Source organism: Pseudomonas typographi, from assembly GCF_014694385.1.
Lineage (GTDB): Bacteria > Pseudomonadota > Gammaproteobacteria > Pseudomonadales > Pseudomonadaceae > Aquipseudomonas > Aquipseudomonas typographi.
The window spans coordinates 78,781-93,459 of sequence record NZ_JAAOCA010000008.1; the positions used below are offsets into that span (position 1 = coordinate 78,781).

The 14,679-nt window shown below is 61.1% G+C and carries 19 protein-coding genes; 10 read left to right on the forward strand and 9 right to left on the reverse strand.

From position 1 onward, the window contains the following. Window position 1 precedes the first annotated feature (1 nt). From HAQ05_RS08145 to HAQ05_RS08155, 3 genes are all read left to right on the forward strand, one after another. Window positions 2-952, forward strand: coding sequence for an RnfABCDGE type electron transport complex subunit B (locus tag HAQ05_RS08145; RefSeq protein ID WP_190419238.1), 951 nt, complete (start codon window positions 2-4; stop codon window positions 950-952). Continuing rightward, window positions 949-1,587, forward strand: a complete 639-nt coding sequence (nth, locus tag HAQ05_RS08150) for an endonuclease III (protein ID WP_190419240.1) — start codon at window positions 949-951, stop codon at window positions 1,585-1,587. Before HAQ05_RS08145 ends, nth begins: the two co-directional genes overlap by 4 nt. 103 nt (window positions 1,588-1,690) lie before the next feature. Further along, window positions 1,691-1,870 carry a PA3496 family putative envelope integrity protein gene (locus tag HAQ05_RS08155; protein WP_190419242.1) on the forward strand — a complete coding sequence of 60 codons (180 nt, stop codon included), beginning with the start codon at window positions 1,691-1,693 and terminating at the stop codon, window positions 1,868-1,870. 362 nt (window positions 1,871-2,232) lie between these two features. Here the strand turns inward: HAQ05_RS08155 and HAQ05_RS08160 are convergent, their stop codons facing one another. Continuing rightward, window positions 2,233-2,862 (reverse strand): response regulator transcription factor, encoded by a 630-nt coding sequence (locus tag HAQ05_RS08160; protein ID WP_190419244.1) that lies wholly within the window; start codon window positions 2,860-2,862, stop codon window positions 2,233-2,235. Window positions 2,863-3,229: 367 nt separating this feature from the next. Here HAQ05_RS08160 and HAQ05_RS08165 point away from each other — a divergent pair, with 367 nt between their 5' ends. After that, window positions 3,230-3,655, forward strand: a complete 426-nt coding sequence (locus tag HAQ05_RS08165; RefSeq protein WP_190419246.1) for a hypothetical protein — start codon at window positions 3,230-3,232, stop codon at window positions 3,653-3,655. 91 nt (window positions 3,656-3,746) lie between these two features. On the opposite strand, the gene HAQ05_RS08170 is transcribed toward HAQ05_RS08165, so the two are convergent. Together HAQ05_RS08170 and HAQ05_RS08175 are read right to left on the reverse strand one after the other, a co-directional pair. After that, the gene (locus tag HAQ05_RS08170) at window positions 3,747-4,964 is read right to left on the reverse strand and encodes an argininosuccinate synthase (protein WP_190419248.1); all 1,218 of its coding nucleotides are present in this window, start codon (window positions 4,962-4,964) and stop codon (window positions 3,747-3,749) included. A gap of 228 nt (window positions 4,965-5,192) precedes the next feature. Then, window positions 5,193-6,173 carry an OmpA family protein gene (locus HAQ05_RS08175; RefSeq protein ID WP_190419250.1) on the reverse strand — a complete coding sequence of 327 codons (981 nt, stop codon included), beginning with the start codon at window positions 6,171-6,173 and terminating at the stop codon, window positions 5,193-5,195. Between the two features lie 127 nt (window positions 6,174-6,300). Between HAQ05_RS08175 and pyrC the strand changes: the two genes are divergently transcribed. The 4 genes from pyrC (at window position 6,301) to bfr (ending at window position 9,109) form a co-directional block, all read left to right on the forward strand. Beyond that, window positions 6,301-7,347 carry a dihydroorotase gene (gene pyrC, locus HAQ05_RS08180; RefSeq protein ID WP_190419252.1) on the forward strand — a complete coding sequence of 349 codons (1,047 nt, stop codon included), beginning with the start codon at window positions 6,301-6,303 and terminating at the stop codon, window positions 7,345-7,347. Then, entirely contained in the window at window positions 7,344-8,021 is a 678-nt protein-coding gene (gene rnt / locus HAQ05_RS08185; RefSeq protein ID WP_190419254.1) for a ribonuclease T, read from the forward strand. Before pyrC ends, rnt begins: the two co-directional genes overlap by 4 nt. Window positions 8,022-8,209: 188 nt before the next feature. Then, window positions 8,210-8,431 carry a bacterioferritin-associated ferredoxin gene (locus HAQ05_RS08190; protein WP_190419256.1) on the forward strand — a complete coding sequence of 74 codons (222 nt, stop codon included), beginning with the start codon at window positions 8,210-8,212 and terminating at the stop codon, window positions 8,429-8,431. 198 nt (window positions 8,432-8,629) lie between these two features. Beyond that, window positions 8,630-9,109: a bacterioferritin gene (gene bfr / locus HAQ05_RS08195; RefSeq protein ID WP_190419258.1), complete on the forward strand. Its 480-nt coding sequence runs from the start codon at window positions 8,630-8,632 to the stop codon at window positions 9,107-9,109. Window positions 9,110-9,202: 93 nt separating this feature from the next. On the opposite strand, the gene grxD is transcribed toward bfr, so the two are convergent. The 4 genes from grxD to HAQ05_RS08215 form a co-directional block, all read right to left on the reverse strand. Next, entirely contained in the window at window positions 9,203-9,547 is a 345-nt protein-coding gene (gene grxD, locus HAQ05_RS08200; protein ID WP_190419260.1) for a Grx4 family monothiol glutaredoxin, read from the reverse strand. An 85-nt stretch (window positions 9,548-9,632) separates the two neighbouring features. Further along, entirely contained in the window at window positions 9,633-9,929 is a 297-nt protein-coding gene (locus HAQ05_RS08205; RefSeq protein WP_190419262.1) for a hypothetical protein, read from the reverse strand. Between the two features lie 213 nt (window positions 9,930-10,142). Continuing rightward, window positions 10,143-10,541 carry a response regulator gene (locus HAQ05_RS08210; RefSeq protein WP_190419264.1) on the reverse strand — a complete coding sequence of 133 codons (399 nt, stop codon included), beginning with the start codon at window positions 10,539-10,541 and terminating at the stop codon, window positions 10,143-10,145. A 46-nt stretch (window positions 10,542-10,587) separates the two neighbouring features. Further along, window positions 10,588-10,731, reverse strand: coding sequence for a hypothetical protein (locus HAQ05_RS08215; RefSeq protein WP_190419266.1), 144 nt, complete (start codon window positions 10,729-10,731; stop codon window positions 10,588-10,590). A gap of 616 nt (window positions 10,732-11,347) precedes the next feature. On the opposite strand from HAQ05_RS08215, the gene argF reads away from it, so the two are divergent. Beyond that, window positions 11,348-12,268, forward strand: coding sequence for an ornithine carbamoyltransferase (gene argF, locus HAQ05_RS08220; protein ID WP_190419268.1), 921 nt, complete (start codon window positions 11,348-11,350; stop codon window positions 12,266-12,268). Continuing rightward, window positions 12,265-13,314, forward strand: a complete 1,050-nt coding sequence (locus HAQ05_RS08225; protein ID WP_190419270.1) for an ABC transporter ATP-binding protein — start codon at window positions 12,265-12,267, stop codon at window positions 13,312-13,314. Before argF ends, HAQ05_RS08225 begins: the two co-directional genes overlap by 4 nt. Here HAQ05_RS08225 and HAQ05_RS08230 read toward each other — a convergent pair. Both HAQ05_RS08230 and ybaK read right to left on the reverse strand, forming a co-directional pair. Beyond that, window positions 13,256-14,086, reverse strand: coding sequence for a PhzF family phenazine biosynthesis protein (locus HAQ05_RS08230; protein ID WP_190419272.1), 831 nt, complete (start codon window positions 14,084-14,086; stop codon window positions 13,256-13,258). The two genes, HAQ05_RS08225 and HAQ05_RS08230, sit on opposite strands and share 59 nt — an antisense overlap. A 36-nt stretch (window positions 14,087-14,122) precedes the next feature. Further along, a complete protein-coding gene (ybaK, locus tag HAQ05_RS08235) occupies window positions 14,123-14,593 on the reverse strand; it encodes a Cys-tRNA(Pro) deacylase (RefSeq protein ID WP_190419274.1) in 471 nt (156 codons plus the stop codon). Window positions 14,594-14,679 lie beyond the last annotated feature (86 nt).

A 14,679-nucleotide genomic window follows, 5' to 3' on the forward strand; every position in this document is an offset into this window, starting at 1 on the left:
CATGAACCTGATCCAACGTATCGATGCCCTGCTGCCGCAAACCCAATGCGGCAAATGTGGGCACCCAGGCTGCAAACCCTATGCCGAGGGCATTGCGCGCGGTGAGCCGATCAACCAGTGCCCGCCCGGGGGTACGGAAACAATTGTGGCCCTGGCACACCTGCTGCAGGTTCCGGTATTGCCGCTGGCCCCTGGGCGTGGCGATGGGCCCGCACAAGTGGCGTTCATTCGCGAGGCCGAATGCATTGGCTGCACCAAATGCCTGCAGGTGTGCCCAGTCGATGCCATCGTCGGCGCGGCAAAACTGATGCACACGGTGCTGATAGATGAATGCACCGGCTGTGACCTGTGCCTGGCGCCCTGCCCAGTCGATTGCATCGACTTGTTACCCCTGGCGAGCAGTACTGCCGCGCCTCTGGTGGGCGGCAGCGCCCACACCCCGGCCGAATACCAAGCCCGCGAACGCCGCCGGCAACGGGCGCGGCTGCGCTTCGAGCAACGCAACGCACGCCTGCGCCGTGACGAAGAGCGCATACGCGCCGAACGCGCGGCCCGTGTTGCCCCGCCTGCGGCCGCCGTACCGGCGGCGGCCCAGCAGGCCAGCAAACAGGCCAAGGTCGATGTGGCGATGGGCCGGGCGCAACTGTCACGCGCACAGAAAGCCTTTGGGGCCACCCCCAGCAGCGACCAACAGGCCATGCTCGCCAGCCTCGAACAAGCCCTGCAGCAGGCCGAGCAGCGGCTGGCCTCGCTGCAGGCCGCCCCCTCGCCCAACAGTGCCGCGCCCAGCGGGGTGGCCGACAAACGCGCGAAGGTACAACTGGCAATGGCCAAGGCCGAGCTGGCGCGCCTACAGCGCCAAGGCGCGCCGGCCGAACAGCTTGAACAGGCCCGGCAAACCCTTGCCGCCCTGGCTTTGCAGGCCGCCCCCCGTGTGAGTACGCCCCGATGAACGCCGCCAAACGCTTGGAAATCTTTCGCCGCTTACGCGAAGACAACCCAGAACCCAAGACAGAACTGGCCTACAGCACCCCCTTCGAGTTGCTGATCGCCGTGATCCTCTCTGCCCAAGCCACCGACGTGGGTGTGAATAAAGCCACCGCCAAGCTGTTCCCAGTAGCCAACACCCCCGCCGCGATCTACGCCCTGGGCGTGGAAGGGCTCAGCACATACATCAAGACCATCGGCCTGTACAACAGCAAGGCCAGGAACGTGATCGAAACCTGCCGTATTCTGCTGGAGCAACATGGCGGCGTGGTGCCCGACCAGCGCGAAGCCCTTGAGGCCCTGCCCGGCGTTGGGCGCAAAACCGCCAATGTGGTCCTTAACACGGCGTTCCGGCAACTGACCATGGCCGTGGACACGCATATCTTCCGTGTGGCCAACCGCACACGTATTGCCCCCGGCAAGAACGTGCTGGAGGTCGAAAAAGCCTTGCTTAAGTGCATACCCAGGGCCTACTTGCTCGACGCCCATCATTGGCTGATCCTGCACGGCCGCTACGTGTGCCAAGCGCGTAAACCGCGCTGCGGCAGCTGCCGCATCGAAGACCTATGCGAGTACACGGCCAAGACGTCCTATGATTGATTTCACCTTCGTTTTTTAACAAAACCGATTGAAAAAATCTTTTGTACCAGTTCGTTATTTGTCGCTATAAGGTGCGCCATCGGCACCGTGCCTGGAGCGGCCAATGAGCACTGAAAAAAGCGATATCGATGTGGATGAAGACTTCTCGCCCCTGGAAAGCGACGAAGCCGAGGCCCCCGTGGAAACGGCCAAAACCAACCTTAGCAAGCGGCGCACCATTGATAACCTGCTCGAAGAGCGGCGCCTGCAAAAGCAGCTGGCCGACTACGATTACGACCTTTAGGCTCGAGTGAGTGTTGCAAGCGCTGGCTGCGCCCTGTTGGCGCTGCCTCTCGTGCCGGGCAACAGTGCCGCCCGGCGCCGTAGCCCCGCTATGACGCGTCGCGGCGCGTTGACCGACAAGTAAACCTCGCCCCAATGCTTGCGCGAAGGCCTAGGCTCTGTACGAGATGTATCTGCGCTCAGTGATGCTGCGTTGAAACAGGTACCGATGTAATCACGGATGTAAATCACGAAATGCGCATGTACAACCAGTAAACCCGGATGCAGGCCCCCGTCCGCCTCCTCGCCGCCTTGCCTCACCTTCGCTCGAAAACATGTCGTACAGAGCCTAAAGCACCACACTAGCCAGTAGCGGCGCGGCCCTTAGACGATGCCGTTGCGCTGCGCCAAATCGATCAGGTCGACCAGCGAGCGGGCGTTGAGCTTCATCAGCAAACGGGTTTTGTAGGTGCTCACGGTTTTGTTCGACAAGAACATGCCTAGGGCGATTTCCTTGTTGCTCTTGCCCACGGCCAATTGCTGCAACACCGATAATTCCCGCGCCGAAAGCCGTTTGAGCAGGTCTTTTTCACCGATGTTGCCCATGCTGGAGCGCACCGAGTGCAGCGCCTGATTGGGAAAGTAGCTATAGCCCGAGAGCACAGCCTTGATGGCGCTGAGTAATTCGGTGAGGTCTTGTTGCTTGCACACGTAACCCGCCGCGCCGGCCTGCATGCAACGCATCGAGAAATGCCCCGGCGATTGCGACGTAAGCACCAGTACGCGGCAGTGCGAACCCGCCGCAGCATTGAGCCTGGCCACCACTTCCAGCCCGTCTAGCCGGGGAATGCAGATGTCGAGGATGACGATATCGGGTTGGTGTTCACTCGCCAGCCGCAAAGCGTCGGCACCATTGTCGGTTTCAGCGACCACGTCGTAGCCATGGCGCTCCATGAGCATTCTGACGGCGAGGCGTATGACCGGGTGGTCGTCCACGACCAGCACTTTATCCATAGTAAATCGCTACCACTTTTTAATTATTAAACCAGCCAGAACAAAAACCGGGGCTCTCATGAGCAACTGATAGTTACACAGACCTTGAAAGAAATACCCCATATAATTTCGGAAACTTCCTACAAGCAACGAAATGAAATAATTCACCTGCGCTGGCACCGCAGGTGCGCACCTTGCGCTCTAGCACAGTAGATCCTTACACAAAGCCACTAGGGCAGCAATCAGCCAATTCGCGACAAAATGATATTTCCCAGGTTCTGAGGTGGCCCGCTTAAGACAACTACATAATTACCCGAGCTCACAACATGGTTAATTTAGTCTTAAGCCGTTCCTCGCCCGACATCCAAGATTCACAAGGAGGCTTGAGATGTTAAACACCCTTCCGGTCAAAAACCCGCTGGCCATTATCGCGATCTTCGCGGGTATGATCGAAGCGTCGGCCTTGGCCAGCCTGCCGCTGCTCGATCACGAAGGTAAGCGGTTGTACGTTTGGTTTCTCATTGGTTTCCCACCGTTTCTGACGCTGCTTTTTTTTGTGACGTTGAATTTCAACCACAGGGCGCTGTATGCCCCTGACGAAACTCCAACCTTGGCAACGCCGGCCGTGGAGCTGGCTGGCAGTGACGCTTTGCCGGCCGGGCCACGGATACGGCTGGATCACCGCGCCGATGAAGCGCCGGACGTGGTGCTGGGCAATATTTCACAGGCGTTGGCATTGCTACAGCACCAAAGCCGGCGCACACCAGGGCACTGCTGCACACTCGTGGTGGTGATCCAGGCCGCGCCGGCCTAATTGCCCTCCCCCCGTGTCGCGCAGGCTTGGCTAATAAAAAGCCCGGCACGAAGGCCGGGCTTTCATGGGGGCAGCCCCTTATAGGAAGCCCTTACAGGAAAGAGCGCCCCTTGTTGGCAGCAATGCGCAGGCGCAGTGCATTGAGCTTGATGAAGCCGGCAGCGTCGGCCTGGTTGTAGGCGCCACCATCCTCCTCAAAGGTCGCGATGTTGGCGTCGAACAGCGAATCGTCAGATTTACGCCCCACGACCATCACGTTGCCCTTGTACAGTTTCAGGCGTACCACGCCGTTCACATTTGCCTGCGAGGCGTCGATCATCTGCTGCAGCATCAGGCGCTCCGGGCTCCACCAGTATCCGGTGTAGATCAGGCTGGCATAACGCGCCATCAGCTCATCCTTCAGGTGGGCGACCTCGCGATCCAGGGTGATCGACTCGATAGCCCGGTGCGCCTTGAGCATGATGGTGCCGCCGGGGGTTTCGTAGCAGCCACGGGACTTCATGCCTACGTAGCGGTTTTCGACGATGTCGAGGCGCCCGATGCCGTTTTCACCGCCGATGCGGTTGAGGGTAGCCAACACGGTGGCAGGCGACATGTCGACGCCGTCGAGCGCCACGATGTCACCGTTACGGTAGGTCAGTTCCAGGTAGGTTGGCGCGTCGGGTGCCTTCTCCGGTGAGACGGTCCAACGCCACATATCTTCTTCGTGCTCGGTCCAGGTATCTTCCAACACCCCGCCTTCATAAGAAATGTGCAGCAGGTTGGCGTCCATCGAGTAAGGCGATTTCTTCTTGCCGTGGCGTTCGATCGGGATCGCGTGTTTCTCGGCATAGTCCATGAGTTTTTCCCGCGACAGCAGGTCCCACTCGCGCCATGGGGCAATCACCTTAACGCCGGGCTTGAGCGCATAGGCGCCCAATTCGAAACGCACCTGGTCGTTGCCCTTGCCGGTGGCGCCGTGGGAAATGGCGTCGGCCCCTGTTTCGTTGGCGATTTCGATCAGCCGCTTGGCGATCAACGGGCGGGCAATGGACGTACCGAGCAGGTACTCGCCCTCATAGACGGTGTTGGCACGGAACATCGGGAACACGAAATCGCGAACGAACTCTTCGCGCAGGTCATCGATGTAGACTTCCTTTACGCCCATCGCGTGGGCCTTGGCACGCGCGGGTTCGACCTCCTCGCCCTGGCCCAGGTCAGCGGTGAAGGTCACCACTTCGCAATTGTAGGTGTCCTGCAGCCACTTCAGGATCACTGAAGTGTCCAGGCCGCCGGAATACGCCAGAACGACCTTTTTTACGTCCGCCATGCCATCACTCCACGGGGTTGTACGGAAAACCCGTGATTCTACCCCTGGCCCCACTGCTTTTACAGGGCCGCGACAGCAAATGTTAACCAAGCGACGCCGGTGTGCTGTTTCAGAAGTTGACTGCGCAAGGTGTGGCCGTCCCTTTTTTGCCACGCTGCGTTGCCTGATAACAACTTCGCCCTTCAATACTTGTGCGAACGCCTGAAACACCACCCGCGCATAGCGCAGTCAGGCCCGGGGCGCTGCCACAGCGGCCGGTGCGGGTGCGTTGGGTCCGGCTGCGGGCGCCGGGGCCGGCACAGCAGTGGCGGCTGGCGCGGGCGCGGGCGCGGGCGCGGCGGGCTGCACCGTAAGGCGATCGAGCTGAATGTTCACTCGGCGGTTACGGGCGCGGTTGGCGGGGGAATTGTTCGGCACCACCGGGTACTGTTCACCATGAAAGCGCACTACCACCTGCGAATCCGGTACACCGTGTTGGGTCAGGTAGTCAGCCACGGCCAACGCCCGCCGGCGCGACAATTCGCGGTTGGCCAGGCGGTTGCCACTGTTGTCGGAATGGCCGTCGAGCTCCACATGGTTGACGCTAGGGTCGGCCTTCATGTACGCAACCACGGTGTCCAGGCGCTTGCGCCCGGCCGTGTCGAGCTCGACCCCCGAGGGAAACGCCACCTGGCTCAGGCGCACTTGGTCAAAGCTCATCGGCAGTAACTTGGTACTGCAGGCTTGGTAGTCGGCCCAGGCCTGGGTGAACCTGACCGGCAGCACGCGCACCTCCATGGGCTTGCCGGTGTCGCTGGAGAATGCCCGCACCACGCTGCTACGGCCTTCGAGCAGGCCATTGATCAAGCCGGCGGCCTGGCTCTGGCTGCTGGCTAGCACCACCTCGCCACTGGCCAAGCGCGCGCCGCCCAGGTTCACGTCGCCACGCCCCGGCTGCCAGGGCGCGGCGGCTGCCAGCAAGGTGGCGTTGCCGGTGCCCAGCAGGGGTGTGTCGGCGCGCAGCCGGAACACGGCTTTTTCCCCGGCCCGGCGCAGGAACTCACCGCTGCCAAAGCCCTCGATCGGCTGGGTAAGCCGGCATTCGAATTGATCGCCTTCGACCTTCCACTGAACGTTTTCCAGCCGAGACTGGAACGTGAACGCCCCTGCAGGCGCCGTGACCAGGCCGGCGGCGAACAAGGTAACAAGGGCGAGGTAAGGCTGGCGCACGGCGGGCTCCCAGGTAATGGCTGTGTACCTGTTGGGTATCGGTTGGCACCGGGAAAACTTGATAGCGGATGCCGGCGGTGGCCTTTTCCGGTAGCATTCGACCCTAGTTTGCCCCTGGGTATTTTCCATGACCGACCGCCTCACCCTTTTGCGCCCCGACGACTGGCACATCCACCTGCGCGACGGCGCGGCGCTGCCACACACCGTGGCGGACGCTGCGCGCACGTTCGCCCGGGCGATCATCATGCCGAACCTGGTGCCACCGGTGCGCAATGCCGAGCAGGCCGCCGCCTATCGCGAGCGGATCCTCGCCGCACGCCCGGCTGGCAGCCGCTTCGAACCGCTGATGGTGCTGTACCTGACCGACCGCACGCAGCCGCAAGACATCCACGATGCCAAGGCCAGCGGTTTCGTCCACGCCGCCAAGCTGTACCCGGCAGGTGCCACCACAAACTCCGACTCCGGGGTTACCCGGCTCGAGCTGATTTTCCCGGTCCTCGAAGCCATGGCCGAGGTGGGCATGCCGTTGCTGGTGCATGGCGAAGTCACGCGCAGTGAAATCGACCTGTTCGACCGTGAAAAAGCCTTCATTGATGAGCACCTGCGCCAGGTCGTCGAACGCTTCCCTACCTTGAAGGTGGTATTCGAGCACATCACCACCGCCGACGCCGCGCAGTTCGTCAGTGAGGCCCCGGCCAACGTGGGCGCGACCATTACCGCGCACCATTTGCTTTATAACCGTAACCACATGCTGGTGGGCGGTATTCGCCCGCATTTGTACTGCCTACCGGTGCTCAAGCGCAATACGCACCAGCAAGCGCTGTTGAACGCAGCTACCCGTGGCAGCGGCAAATTCTTCCTCGGCACCGACTCGGCCCCACATGCCCAGCACGCCAAGGAAGCCGCCTGTGGCTGTGCCGGCTGCTACACCGCCTTCGCCGCCATAGAGCTGTATGCCGAGGCCTTCGAGCAACGTGGTGCATTGGACAAATTGGAAGGCTTCGCCAGCCTGCATGGGCCAGCCTTCTATGGCATGGCGCCGAACAACGAGCGTATCACCCTGGTGCGCGAGCCTTGGCACGTGCCGGCCAACCTGCCGCTGGGCGAGCACAGCGTAGTACCGCTGCGCGCCGGCGAAACCCTGCGGTGGCGCTTGTTGGAGGCTGTGGCGTGAGCGAAGACCTATACGACGACGAACTCGAACCCTCCTCTGGCGGCGGCGGCACCCGCCACCCTATGGCAGCACGCTTTCGTGGCTACCTGCCCGTGGTGGTGGATGTCGAAACCGGTGGCTTCAACAGTGCGACCGACGCCTTGCTGGAAATCGCCGCCACCGCCGTGGGCATGGACGAAAAAGGCTTTTTGTTTCCCGAACACACCTGGTTTTTCCGGGTTGAACCGTTCGAAGGCGCCAACATTGAAGCGGCCGCGCTGGAGTTCACCGGCATCAAGCTCGACCACCCATTGCGCATGGCGGTCAGCGAAGAAAGCGCCTTGGCCGACATTTTTCGCGGCGTGCGTAAAGCGATCAAGGCCAATGGCTGCAAGCGGGCGATTCTGGTGGGGCACAACAGCAGCTTTGACCTGGGCTTCCTGAATGCGGCAGTGGCGCGTCACGACCTCAAGCGCAACCCGTTTCATCCGTTCTCAAGCTTCGATACCGCCACGTTGGCCGGCTTGGCCTATGGCCAAACGGTACTGGCCAAGGCCTGCCAAAGCGCCGACATCGACTTCGATGGACGCGAGGCGCACTCTGCCCGCTACGACACGGAAAAAACCGCGGAATTGTTCTGCGGCATCGTCAACCGTTGGAAGACGCTGGGCGGTTGGCACAGCCACGACCTATAGCGCGGCGCCAGTCTTCTGCCCTCCGAATACCGGCCCTCGTGGCCGGTTTTTCGCGTTGGCATTGGGCCCTCATTCCCCCGCCAACCATTCGTCGGCATTATAAGGATCGGCCTATGGCAATTTTGACAAGCATTCTCATTACCATTAAGATCCTGGCATCGACAGCCTAAAGCGACGGTAGCCGCGCCATGTATGTATGTCTTTGCCAGGGAGTCACAGACGGTCAGATCCGCGATGCGATCTACGACGGATGCTGCAGTTACCGGGAAGTACGTGACGCCACCGGTGTTGCTAAACAATGTGGTAAATGCGCATGCCTTGCCAAAGAAGTGGTTCGTGGCACCCTTGCAGAATTGCAAACAGCGTGCAATGCCGCGTTGCCCTACCCTGCGGAATTTACCGCGGCGTAATAGGCGTATTTCAACAAAACCGGGCCTAGCCCGGTTTTTTTATGCCTGTAATTCAATAGTTTAGGCCCAAGACGCGAGACTCAAACATTCTTATTCCCATTAAAATTCACTTATTATTCAAACACTTAGGTTTGACAGCCGTCACCCGTCAGCGCACACTGCGCCCATCGACACTTTGCACACGGACTGGGTACCTTCATGAAAGGCGATATCAGCGTCATTCGGCATTTGAACATCATCCTCGGCAACGAGCTGATCGCCATCAACCAGTACTTCTTGCATGCGCGCATGTATGAAGACTGGGGCCTGAACAGGCTCGGCAAGCATGAGTATCGCGAGTCGATCGACGAGATGAAGCATGCCGACAAGCTGATCAAGCGTATCCTGTTCCTGGAGGGCCTGCCCAACCTGCAGGAACTGGGCAAGTTGCTGATTGGCGAACACACCCGGGAGATGCTGGAGTGCGACCTGAAGCTCGAACAAAAAGGTTTGGCCGACCTTAAAGCGGCCATCGCCCATTGCGAGCAAGTCGGCGACTTCGGCAGCCGCGAGCTACTCGAAGACATCCTCGAATCCGAGGAAGAACACATCGACTGGCTTGAAACCCAGCTCGGCCTGATCGACAAGGTGGGTATCGAAAACTACCTGCAGTCGGCTATGGGTGAAGAGGCGCCCTGATTGGGCCGACTATACGGCCTAACCGCGCGCTCCATTGAAAAGCCCCGCCATCATCGATGCGCGGGGCTTTTCCGTTTAACGCGCAGGCTGAGCTCAGGCGTTGCTTTCAGCACCTGCGGTGGCTTTTTCCACCGCGGCCTTGATCAGGGTCTGCAACTCACCGTTGGCCGCCATCTCGGCGACGATGTCGCTACCACCGACCAGTTCGCCACCTACCCACAACTGCGGGAAGGTCGGCCAATTCGCGTACTTGGGCAAGTTGGCGCGGATTTCCGGGTTCTGCAGGATATCGACATAAGCGAATTTCTCGCCGCACTGCATCAGCGCCTGTGCGGCGCGTGCCGAAAAACCGCATTGCGGCGCGTTCGGCGAACCTTTCATGTACAGCAGGATCGTGTTGCTGGCAATCTGATCTTTGATGGTTTCGATAATATCCATGGGGACCTCGGCTAGAACGGTATACGTCGACACGGTAGCCAAGTGTAACGGAAACCCGACTGCGGTGCTTGGTCATTGCGTTCATTCACGAATTGAACGGCACCACCGGTGGGGAGCCGAGCAGTTGGATCTCAGTGATCGTTTCGACCTGCTCTTGGCTCAGGTGCTGGCCGGTAAGCTCGCCGATCAACTGCCAATGGCCATCGAGCTCGGTACTGATGGTCGCCATGCGGTCGATCATCCGCTTGCCCGCCGCGCGGGTGACGTCGTCGTCGCTTCGCAGCAACTCAAACGACATGCTCGTCATCGCTGCGGTGAGATGGGTCAGCGTGCGGGCAGTCAGCCCGAGCAGCTCCATCAACTGTTGTTCCTTTGCTTCCATTGCGTGACTCCCTGTATCGCATGGGAACCATTATCGCCCACGCCATGGATTTGTGGAATGCGCCACTGCGTGTCTGCTTGCCATCTATCGCTCGGCAGTGGCCACTTATGTAAAGGACACGTGGTGCGCAAGCAGAGTTCACGGCAGCGGCGACGAATGGCCCGGCCTGTCCCAGGCCTAGCCAATAGCGGTGGCTGCCCGCAATACCGGCAACTATGCCCGTTGCTTTAGCGCCAAGCCGGTGACCATCGCCTCGAAATGCTCCAAGGACCACGGTTTTTGCAGAAACCCCGAATTCGTCGGAAGCTGGTCGGCAGGGTTGGCCAGATAACCGCTCATCACCAGCACCTTCAGATTAGGCCGGCTTTTGTAAACTTCCCACGCAACGTCACACCCCGTGGAGGTTCCGGGCGTAGTGACGTCGGTAATCACCAAATGCCAACACCCCACATTCACGTTGTAAGCCGCAAGGCCTTCGTCTGCCGTGCAGGCAGCCAATGTGCTATAGCCGAGGCCTTCGAGTACCTCTGTTGCAAGCACCCTCAGCGCCTCTTCATCCTCTATGAGAAGGACACGAGGTGGGCTGGCAGAAGGGGTAGCGTCTAGTTCCATGGCGCAATGTTCACTGTATCCGTCGGTTAAGCATGAACGGGTAGACTCACTTCAGGCGTAAAGGCTTCGGGGCGCCGATGAAACGCTGGGTTTGTACATATTTTTTCGATGAAGCTTTATTCAGGTAGGGGCCTGTATAGGTTTCCCTCGCCGTTGCCACACGCAGTTGCATGAGCAGCGCCTGCATCATCACGTGCTCTGGCCATTCGATAAGCTGTTCAAAGGTAATCGACAGGATGTACCTGACGGGGGTGTGGCTACCCTGCGCCGCCTACCCTCCCGGCGTTTGCTGACGGCGGCAGGTACTGCCCATCACACATCAAAAAACCGCCGTGCCCGTGCGCGGGGATTGGGCCTTATCAGGGTCCGGTAGGCATCGGGCGAGAGCCCAAGGCACGATAGGTTGCCTTTAGCTCAACTGCCCTGCGGTATAGATATACAGCCGATATCGCCCCACCCGAAGGTAAACCGCCCCTATTGGCGGGTTCGTGATACAACCTGGCTGGCATTAATTGCCAACCCGCATGGCCGCAGTGTACAAGTGTTTGCGGTCGACCTGCGCAACGTGGCTGAGCAGTGGGCCCGGCTGCAGAAATTGGCGAAGCGATGAAGGACCCAGAACCGGACCCAGCGCGACCAGCCCTTACCTGAAAACCCCGGAAACACACCCCACACTTGAAACCACGCGACATTTTTTTATAGCATCGCGTCTTTCCCCCTGTACTTTGCCGCCTGAAGCGGCCTTCGTCGCGGGTCTTGCCGTTCGCGAAGATCTCCGCGGTCCGTTGCAAAAAAGGTAGTTAATGATGAGCGCTAGGCACTTTCTCTCCCTGATGGATTTCACGCCGGACGAATTGGCCAGCGTGATCCGCCGAGGGGTGGAGCTCAAGCACCTGCGTGACCAGAGTGTGTTGTTCGAACCCCTCAAGGGGCGGGTGCTGGGCATGATCTTCGAAAAATCCTCGACCCGCACGCGGCTGTCGTTCGAGGCTGGCATGATCCAACTCGGCGGCCAGGCGATCTTCCTTTCGCCGCGCGACACGCAGTTGGGCCGCGGCGAGCCGATCGGCGATTGCGCTATCGTGATGTCGCGCATGCTCGATGCGGTGATGATCCGCACCTTCGCCCACGGCACCCTCACCGAATTCGCCGCCAATTCCCGAGTGCCGGTGATCAATGGGCTATCCGACGACCTGCACCCCTGCCAACTGCTGGCCGACATGCAAACGTTCCTCGAACATCGCGGCAGCATCCAGGGTAAAACGGTGGCCTGGGTCGGCGACGGCAACAATATGTGCAATACCTATATCGAAGCGGCCATCCAGTTTGGCTTCCACCTACGCATTGCTTGCCCGCAAGGGTACGAGCCCAGCGCAAGGTTCCTGGAAATGGCCGGTAACCGCGTGACAGTGCTGCGCGACCCGTACGAAGCGGTGGCTGGGGCGCACTTGGTCAGCACGGATGTGTGGACGTCCATGGGCCAGGAAGAAGAAACCGCCCAGCGCCTGGCACGCTTCGCGCCTTACCAGGTAAACCGAGCCCTGTTGGACCACGCTGCTGGCGATGTGCTGTTCATGCACTGCCTGCCGGCCCACCGCGGCGAGGAAATCAGCCACGACCTGCTCGACGACCCGCGCTCGGTCGCCTGGGACCAAGCAGAAAACCGCCTGCACGCGCAAAAGGCCCTGCTCGAGCGCTTGGTCGCCCCTGGCTATCGCCCCGCATGAGCGCGCTGCTGACACTGCGCGGGTTGGCCTGCAGCTACGCCGGTCAACCGGTGGTGAATGGCCTATCGCTAGCCCTGCAACCCGGTGAGATCGGCTGCTTGCTGGGCGCCTCCGGGTGTGGCAAAACCACCACCCTGCGCGCCATCGCCGGCTTTGAAACGCCCACCGCCGGTGAGATTACCCTGGCCGGCGAGTGCCTGGCCAAACCGGGCTACAGCCTACCGGCGGAACGACGCAAGGTAGGCATGGTGTTCCAGGACTACGCCTTGTTTCCGCACCTGAGCGTGGCACGGAACATCGCCTTTGGCCTGCGCGGGCACCGCTCACCCAGCGCCGTGGTCAGCGATTGGCTGGAGCGGGTGAACCTGCAGGGTTTGGGTGAACGGCGCCCCGATGAACTCTCCGGCGGCCAGCAGCAACGGGTGGCGCTGGCCCGCGCGCTGGCGCCGGAGCCGCGCCTGCTGCTGCTCGACGAACCGTTCTCGAACTTGGACGTAGAACTGCGCCGGCGCCTCAGCCTGGAAGTGCGCGAGGTGCTGAAAGCGCGCGGCATCAGCGCGTTGCTGGTCACCCACGACCAGGACGAAGCCTTCGCCGTCAGCGACCGGGTCGGTGTGATGCGCCGAGGGGTACTGGAGCAATGGGCTACGCCCCATGAGTTGTACCATTGCCCAGCCACGCGCTATGTCGCGACATTCGTCGGCCAGGGCTACTTCCTGCCTGGGCGGGTAGGCCAGGGCGAGCTGCACACGGAACTGGGCACGTTTGCACTGCCCGCTTCAATGGCCCATCTGCCCGGTGAAACCGCGCAATTGTTGTTACGCCCCGAACACCTACAGGCTGAGCCAGGCGGCCTGCCTTGTACAGTGCGCCAGCGTAGCTTTATGGGCGGCCATACCGCCTACCGGGTCATCACGCCCCAGGGCACGGCACTCGAAGCGCTGGTACCCAGCCAGGTAGACGCCGCCGTGGGTACCACCCTGCGGCTCAGCCGGATGGCGGCGCCGGCCACGGTGTTCCACCCTGCGGCCACGGCAACCCCGTGAGCAATTGGCCCTTGGCCACCAAGGTAGCGTCACCGCCCACGATCACCCGCTCGCCCTCCAGCCGGCACCACAGCTCCCCGCCGCGCGCCGAACATTGCCGGGCGCGCAGGCTGGTCTTGTTCAGGCGCTCCGACCAGTATGGCACCAGCGCGCAATGGGTCGAGCCCGTGGCAGGGTCTTCAAAGATTCCCAACTGCGGCGCAAAATAACGCGAAACGAAGTCGTGTTGCTCGCCCCTGGCGGTCACGACCACCCCCGGCCAGGGCAGTTGCGCGATGGCGCCGAAATCGGGGCGGCACGCTAGCACATGCTGTTCGGTGGGCAACACCACCACCAGGTTCTTGCCGTCCAATACATCGACGATATCGCCCCCCAGCGCACGCTGCACGCCCAGTGATACCCCCTTTTCGGCGAGCGTTTCGGCTGGCATGTCGAGCCACAGCCGGCCGCGTTCTTCGCTCACCCGCAATTCGCCGCTACGGCTTTGGAAAACCATCGGCGCAATGTCGGCATGGTGGATTACCCGCAACACATGTGCGGCAGCCAGCGTGGCATGGCCGCACAGCGGCACTTCAACCACTGGGGTGAACCAGCGGATCCGCCACCCAGCGCCCTCCGGCACCACGAACGCGGTTTCAGCCAAGTGGTGCTCGTTGGCGATGCGCTGCATAAGTCCATCGCCCAGCCAACTGCCGAGGCAATAAATAATCGCCGGGTTACCGGTAAAAGGCGTATCGGTGAACGCATCGACTTGGTAGAAATCCAGTTGCATGGCGCGGCCTCTAGACCAGACTGCGTTGAGCTTAGCTCAGGGCCGGCCGATGTCGGCAAACGTTGCCTGGGTGTGTTCGGCCAGGACGCTGGCCGCCAGTTCGACGTCCAGCCCGCGCCGGCCGGCACTCACGTAGATACTGGGAAAGGCCTCTGCGCTGCAGTCGATAAAGGTGCGCAGGCGTTTTTTTTGCCCCAGGGGGCTAATGCCGCCGACCAGGTAACCGGTGCTGCGTTGGGCGTGCGCGGGGTCGGCCATTTCGCACTTTTTAACACCCGCGGCCTGCGCCAGGGCCTTGAGGTCCAACGAACCCGCCACGGGCACCACCGCCACCAACAATTCGTGGCGTTCGCTGGCCGCCAGTAACGTCTTGTACACCCGCGTGGGGTCCAGCCCCAGCTTTTCAGCGGCCTCCAAACCATAGGAATGCGCCTTCGGATCGTGTTCATAAGCCAGCACGTGGTGGGGGGCGCGGGCTTTTTTAAGCAATTCCAGGGCAGGTGTCACAGGTGAACTCCAGTGGGCAGCAACGGGGCGCCACCATTCTACCCATCGGGGCCGCCCACCGTGGGCGTTTCAAGCTTGGACAGATT

Coding starts and splice junctions, on each gene's coding strand:
- HAQ05_RS08145 (WP_190419238.1), top strand. CDS start 2: ATGAACCTGATCCAACGTATCGATGCCCTGCTGCCGCAAACCCAATGC.
- nth (WP_190419240.1), top strand. CDS start 949: ATGAACGCCGCCAAACGCTTGGAAATCTTTCGCCGCTTACGCGAAGAC.
- HAQ05_RS08155 (WP_190419242.1), top strand. CDS start 1,691: ATGAGCACTGAAAAAAGCGATATCGATGTGGATGAAGACTTCTCGCCC.
- HAQ05_RS08160 (WP_190419244.1), bottom strand. CDS start 2,862: ATGGATAAAGTGCTGGTCGTGGACGACCACCCGGTCATACGCCTCGCC.
- HAQ05_RS08165 (WP_190419246.1), top strand. CDS start 3,230: ATGTTAAACACCCTTCCGGTCAAAAACCCGCTGGCCATTATCGCGATC.
- HAQ05_RS08170 (WP_190419248.1), bottom strand. CDS start 4,964: ATGGCGGACGTAAAAAAGGTCGTTCTGGCGTATTCCGGCGGCCTGGAC.
- pyrC (WP_190419252.1), top strand. CDS start 6,301: ATGACCGACCGCCTCACCCTTTTGCGCCCCGACGACTGGCACATCCAC.
- HAQ05_RS08190 (WP_190419256.1), top strand. CDS start 8,210: ATGTATGTATGTCTTTGCCAGGGAGTCACAGACGGTCAGATCCGCGAT.
- bfr (WP_190419258.1), top strand. CDS start 8,630: ATGAAAGGCGATATCAGCGTCATTCGGCATTTGAACATCATCCTCGGC.
- grxD (WP_190419260.1), bottom strand. CDS start 9,547: ATGGATATTATCGAAACCATCAAAGATCAGATTGCCAGCAACACGATC.
- HAQ05_RS08205 (WP_190419262.1), bottom strand. CDS start 9,929: ATGGAAGCAAAGGAACAACAGTTGATGGAGCTGCTCGGGCTGACTGCC.
- HAQ05_RS08210 (WP_190419264.1), bottom strand. CDS start 10,541: ATGGAACTAGACGCTACCCCTTCTGCCAGCCCACCTCGTGTCCTTCTC.
- HAQ05_RS08215 (WP_190419266.1), bottom strand. CDS start 10,731: ATGATGCAGGCGCTGCTCATGCAACTGCGTGTGGCAACGGCGAGGGAA.
- argF (WP_190419268.1), top strand. CDS start 11,348: ATGAGCGCTAGGCACTTTCTCTCCCTGATGGATTTCACGCCGGACGAA.
- HAQ05_RS08225 (WP_190419270.1), top strand. CDS start 12,265: ATGAGCGCGCTGCTGACACTGCGCGGGTTGGCCTGCAGCTACGCCGGT.
- HAQ05_RS08230 (WP_190419272.1), bottom strand. CDS start 14,086: ATGCAACTGGATTTCTACCAAGTCGATGCGTTCACCGATACGCCTTTT.